The sequence below is a fragment of the Leptolyngbya cf. ectocarpi LEGE 11479 genome (genome assembly GCF_015207065.1).
Taxonomy (GTDB): domain Bacteria; phylum Cyanobacteriota; class Cyanobacteriia; order Phormidesmidales; family Phormidesmidaceae; genus Leptothoe; species Leptothoe ectocarpi.
Map to the genome: position 1 here is coordinate 1 of NZ_JADEXP010000412.1, position 5,569 is coordinate 5,569.

Consider the following 5,569-nt stretch of genomic DNA (forward strand, 5'->3'; position numbering starts at 1 on the left):
ATTAAACAAGATCTGAATTATGGATCTTCCTGTCTTCAGAATCTCAACCTAATCTTAAAAAACCTGGTTCCATTCGTAAATTTCGTACTCAGTCCAAATACCGTTGAGCCAGTAAGGATCCTTTTCTACTAGCTGCCTCACTGTCGCTTCATCCTCAGCTTCGTAGGTGCCGAACACCTTGCGATTATCGGTGGTCGGCCCCAGGGATGTCAGTACCCCTTGCTCTTTTTGGGCAGTCAACCCGGCTAGATGATCGGCTCGATAGGGAGTGCGCTTTTCCAAAGCGTTTTCGCAATAGCTACCCCACATCACAAATTTAGCCATCCTTCTTATCCCCCTGTCATCGGTCTAGAAAACTAGCACAATAGCCAGAATACAAGACAATCCCCTCAGGTTGTCACCTGGAAAGTTGCTAATGCATCTAAACTGGCTCCTAGCTTATCGGCAATCCCTTCTATCCAGGTTTCGTCCTGCTTGGTATAGCTACGCGGTGCGTTTGCCCCTAAAATCAGTGCCCCTTTATCCCCCATCGGCTGACAAATGATGCCCTGGGTATTTTCAGGTAAATAATTAAATTCGACTTTACCAGGATAGAGTTTGAGGCTCACCAAATAAACCGGTTTTTTCTGACTCAGGACCCGTTCTAAAATGGGTCCCACTTCTACATTTTTGTGCGGTCCCAGCACTCCACGACGCATCAGCACCTGCCCGTCGTAATAAGCCACCAAGGACCGAGTCACCGTATTGGTTAGCAATAGATGTGATGCCCAGGCGAGTTCGGTTGCGATCGCATCCGACAGTCCATCTGCCAGCTCAAATCCCTCTTCGCCTTCTAAAATGACGGCCTCAGGCAAAACCGGCTGAATTTGCTGCCACAGTAAGGTGGTCAAAATCAAAATCGCGCTGAGAAACACACCCACCACATCGGCCCGTGCTTGGGAATCTGTGACCACTGGCGTCAGCAGTCGGTTGAGCATAAGCAAAGTGCCGCCCGCCATACCCACTACCAAGGGCAGCCGCCGTAACCACTGATTTTCATCCGCCTTAGCCATACCTGATTCCCTACGATCTGTCGAAGGCCCTTTGCCCAGTGGGCAGAGCCTACCCTCCTAGTGTATCTTTAGCCAGTAAAACGCTGATACCCACTCACTATCACTACCCACCGTGAACTGGCTTTTATCCCTAGCCTTTATTTCTGCTCTGATTGGCCCTCGCCCCTGGCAGCCCCTCGCCAACATCAACCTTGCTACCGTCGATATTCGCCCTACCTGGGACTCCCCCTGGCTGCAGCAGCGTCTGGCATCAGACCCAGCTGCTGACATAATTCTCAATGGATACATCACCGACCTGACTGGATTAGGCTTTGCGGCTAACCAGCAAAGTGTAGCTGTCAATATCGGGCGCTATCCAGTAGCTCGCCATCAAGACTCTCGCCGGTTACCCGCTGCTTCACTGACAAAGGTGGCAACGACTCTGGCTGCCCTCGAGACCTACGGAGTTAATCATCAGTTTGAGACCTTTATCGGCTGGAGAGGGACCATCTCTAACGGCACCCTACAGGGTGATCTGATTGTTAAAGGGGCCTATGATCCTCTCTTTGTCTGGGAAGAAGGAATCGCCCTTGGGAACACGCTACAGCAGCTTGGCATTCAGCAAGTCACTGGCAAACTGATCGTCATCGATCAGTTTGTGATGAATTTCAACACAGACCCATTGGCATCAGGAGAGATGCTCAAACAGTCGATGAATTCAGCCGCCTGGGGTTGGAAAGTGGACAAACAATATACCACCCTCCCCACCGGGACGCCTAAACCTACACTGCAAATTCAAGGACCGGTCACCGTGGTTTCCTCAGCACCGGTTATCGAACAAGCATCAGGTTGGCTGGTCCGTCACAAATCTCTCCCGCTGGCAGTCATTCTCAAAGCTATGAATATCTACAGCAATAACGTTATGGCTGAGATGCTCGCTAATCTCTCCGGTGGCCCAGCCAATGTGGTGAAAATTGCTGAACAAGTAGGGGTAGCCCCTGGTGAAATTAACCTGATCAATGGCTCAGGGCTGGGCGAAGATAATCAGCTCTCGGCACGGGCCGTCATTCTCCTCATGCAAGCGATTCAAACACGCCTGCAGTCCCAAAGCTTAAATTTTGCCGACCTTTTTCCAGTCTCCGGGACCGATATAGGCACGCTCATTGATCGCACGCTACCGGCCAATGCATCTGTTAAAACTGGCAGTTTAGCGGTGGTCAGTGCTCTAGCTGGCGCTTTTCCTACCGAGCAAAAGGGGATTGTTTGGTTTGCTGTGATTAACTACGGTTCTGGACTAGAGACACTACGTACCCAACAGGATCGTTTGCTTGCCGCCCTTGAGCAGCAGTGGGGTAAAGCAAACCAAATACCTCAGCCCATGAAGGCCACACTCCAGTTTAACCAGGGTGATTACCGTCTCGGCGCTCCTAAACGAAATGAGATTATTCAATCCCCACAGGAACAATCTCAGTGATAACATCTTTTCCAGTGACCACTACAGTCTGTTGCTCTAAATTACCAACGGCGCGATCGCCAGTGACAGTGGCCGCTGGATCCTGTTGGCTGTAGCTGACATTACCCTGACCGTCTACATCTTGAGTTTTGATATTCCAAGTCAGCTGGTCTGCTAACAACAATGATTGTTTATCCTTGCTAGCAGCCTGGGCATTGCCATTGAGCACCAGGATTTGAGTGTTCAAATTGAGACGACCTTTGTTAGCATTCGCCGCCAGTTTATTCTGCTGGATTTGAACAGGTTTATCGATCACCACGATCCCCTCTTTGACTGACCAAACAGCAATATCGCTATTTGTTTGTAGCGGTATTTTGAGGGCATTTAACTGCACCTGCTGCTGCAGGATAGCCTGTTGTTTGGTGAGATCAAACTCTCCTTGTTTACCAATCAAACGGTCCGTTACTGTTCGGTCCGTTTTAGAAACATAGCGCTCCATCAGCAGTGGAGTATCTGTTTCCAGTTTGTCTTCGTTTAGAAGCAATATCAGTTTTTCTGACTTAAATCCAATCCAGGGCTCTTGCTTGGTGGTGGCAACGACCCCCTTAAATAGCTCCAGACGCTTGGTTTTATTAAATAATCGCGCTTCTTGCGCGGTTGCATTGAGCTGAGGATGCTCTCCAATAATGCTGTCACGCACCAGCAATAGGTCCTGATCTGGCGTCCATTCTAAGCTGTTTCCTTTGAGCGTAACGTTCTCCTCTGGACTGTTAGCGACAATATTACCCTGGAGAAATATTGTCTTACCGTTTTCTCGAATCTCGCCTTGATTAGCTTTGACCTTATAGATGACTTTGCCATCTTGAAACAGCTCACCTTCTGGCGATTGGAGGCTAGCCAAACGACGATCTGGGCTATAGGTGGCCTCTTTGGCCTTTACACGCCAAAGCAGCCCCCCACTTTCGTCAGGCTGCTCTAGAGTGACATCTTTCAGAGTTAGCTCTGCTTCAGTTTGCTCCGCACTTTCTTGATTTTGGATACTTTCTAAGGTATCGCCTGAAGATTGACAGGTCCGTACAGCTACGACGATCACAGCAATTAGTGCTGCAATCATCGCAAACCGATACCATTTGTTCATACAGTGTCACTCGTGCCAGCGCATATGTTGCCCAGACTATCCTAGCGGATTTTAAACCTGGTCACTGGTGACTTCTTCTTCTTCCATGACACTTATGCCCGTCAGTGGTCGATAGGTATACCCGTTACCCTGGCTCCGGGGTGTCTTTTTGATGTCATCTTTAACACCATCCAAATCAATGTAGCGATCGGACACGTTAATCAGACTATCGCTGGTCATGGAGCGCAAGCTGACAACTTCTATCCGCACACCACGATAGCTGGCAGCATCGACGGCATAGGCTAAGTCCCCATCTCCGCTGACTAGAATAGCGGTGTCATAGCAACCCACTAAAGCCATCATATCGACGGCAATTTCAACATCTAGGTTTGCTTTTTTGGAACCGTCTGGCAACTGTACCAAGTCTTTGGCAATGACACGATAGCCGTTGCGACGCATCCAGAGTAAAAAGCCCTGCTGCTTTTCGTTAGTCCGATCAACACCTGTATAGAAAAAAGCTCGGAACAATCGGGAACCGGCGGTCAAGCGGCACAGCAGCTTGGTGTAATCAATTTCAATCCCCAGCTGAAGTGCTGCATAAAATAGATTCGAACCATCAATAAAAATCGCAACCCGACCGCGATTTTCTAAGACTTGTTCTGGTGTGAACCCGGTGTCATGACTAAGAGCATTGCGATGGTTCAACATAATTTAATCCTGTCCAATTTATTATGACTTGCATCCTTAACATGTGACTAGAATCGACCTTTAGTTAACCCTCAGCACTCGCGGATTTATAGAGGGGTATTTTTCAAGAGTTGACAAATGGCTAGCAGCCGTAGAAAACCAACAAAAGATTGAGCGAGCATGCACAAATCTGAAACGCCCTGATTGTTTGATGAACTGGCTCGTGAAGGTGTGCATGTCTTCAACATAGGTGATTGCTTTCATCATACATTAGGCATTTAGAGATGAAAGCGATGTAGTCGTAACTTAATTTCTTCTCAAGAAGTGGAAAATTAATATGAGTTTAGAAATCGAGACCATAATGATTGAAAACCTGATGTGAAATTAATAGCTTTTGACATGTATCTAAAGGTCTTAGCAAACTAAGTTTACAAGGATTAAACATGCGATATAAAAACACATGTCTTGAAATGCTCATAAAAGCGAATGGCTATTACTGGGTATCTTATAAAATGCCAGAATGCCAAAATCGCTAATTAGGAGCTTAAAGAGGATTTAAGTGGGGATTTCGCAATTATTTACGTCTGGGGGCGTCGTTATTTGGCCGTTGCTAGCAGCGTCGATTTTGGTGGTTACCCTGATTTTTGAGCGGAGCTGGTTTTGGTGGCAGGTGACCCAGCGTCAGGCGCAGGTGATTAATACGTTTCTGGTGGACTATGACCAGCAACCTAAGGCGGCCATTCAAACGCTGCAGCAGCAGCGGGCGTTACCCATAGCGCGTATTTTTTTGGCAGCGCTGTCGCTGGAGCAGGCTACACCCGATGAGTTTAAATTGGCGCTAGAAAGCGCGGCCCAAGCGGAAATTCCGCTACTAAAGCGGTTTAGTACGGTATTTGAAACGGTGGTGGGATTAGCGCCGCTGCTGGGGCTGTTAGGTACTATTTTGGGTTTAATTAGTGCCCTGTCGTCGGTGCAGATTGGTGATGTGGGCAGTGCTCAGACCTCGGAGGTAACTGCCGGTATCGGGGAGGCCCTGGTGTCTACGGCCATTGGTTTGGTGGTGGCGATGGTAACGTTGCTATTTGCCAATGTGTTTCAAGGGTTATATCGTCGGCAGCGGGCTGCGATCGCAGATTACGGTGGTCGTCTAGAAATTGCCTATCGACGCTACTATCGGCAGTTTGTAAGCCGTCAAGGACAATAGGCTGACCAAAAATCCAACAAATTGTGCAAATTACCTAGGCTTATTTTAATAATTTGCCTGTTTGGCTACTTCAATAA

Annotated in this window: 6 protein-coding genes; 2 read left to right on the plus strand and 4 right to left on the minus strand. The window is 48.2% G+C overall.

What is annotated here, in order from left to right; genetic code table 11:
* Positions 1-54: 54 nt before the first annotated feature.
* A complete protein-coding gene (locus IQ260_RS27090) occupies positions 55-324 on the minus strand; it encodes a YciI family protein (RefSeq protein WP_193996192.1) in 270 nt (89 codons plus the stop codon).
* Positions 325-389: 65 nt separating this feature from the next.
* Positions 390-1,052: a cofactor assembly of complex C subunit B gene (locus IQ260_RS27095; RefSeq protein WP_193996193.1), complete on the minus strand. Its 663-nt coding sequence runs from the start codon at positions 1,050-1,052 to the stop codon at positions 390-392.
* A gap of 112 nt (positions 1,053-1,164) precedes the next feature.
* Between IQ260_RS27095 and IQ260_RS27100 the strand changes: the two genes are divergently transcribed.
* Positions 1,165-2,505 (plus strand): D-alanyl-D-alanine carboxypeptidase, encoded by a 1,341-nt coding sequence (locus IQ260_RS27100; protein ID WP_322745059.1) that lies wholly within the window; start codon positions 1,165-1,167, stop codon positions 2,503-2,505.
* Here IQ260_RS27100 and lptC read toward each other — a convergent pair.
* Positions 2,474-3,622, minus strand: a complete 1,149-nt coding sequence (gene lptC / locus IQ260_RS27105; RefSeq protein ID WP_193996194.1) for an LPS export ABC transporter periplasmic protein LptC — start codon at positions 3,620-3,622, stop codon at positions 2,474-2,476. The two genes, IQ260_RS27100 and lptC, sit on opposite strands and share 32 nt — an antisense overlap.
* Before the next feature lie 51 nt (positions 3,623-3,673).
* Positions 3,674-4,309 carry a LabA-like NYN domain-containing protein gene (locus IQ260_RS27110; protein WP_193996195.1) on the minus strand — a complete coding sequence of 212 codons (636 nt, stop codon included), beginning with the start codon at positions 4,307-4,309 and terminating at the stop codon, positions 3,674-3,676.
* Between the two features lie 538 nt (positions 4,310-4,847).
* On the opposite strand from IQ260_RS27110, the gene IQ260_RS27115 reads away from it, so the two are divergent.
* Positions 4,848-5,492 (plus strand): MotA/TolQ/ExbB proton channel family protein, encoded by a 645-nt coding sequence (locus tag IQ260_RS27115; protein ID WP_193996196.1) that lies wholly within the window; start codon positions 4,848-4,850, stop codon positions 5,490-5,492.
* The last annotated feature ends 77 nt before the right edge of the window (positions 5,493-5,569 follow it).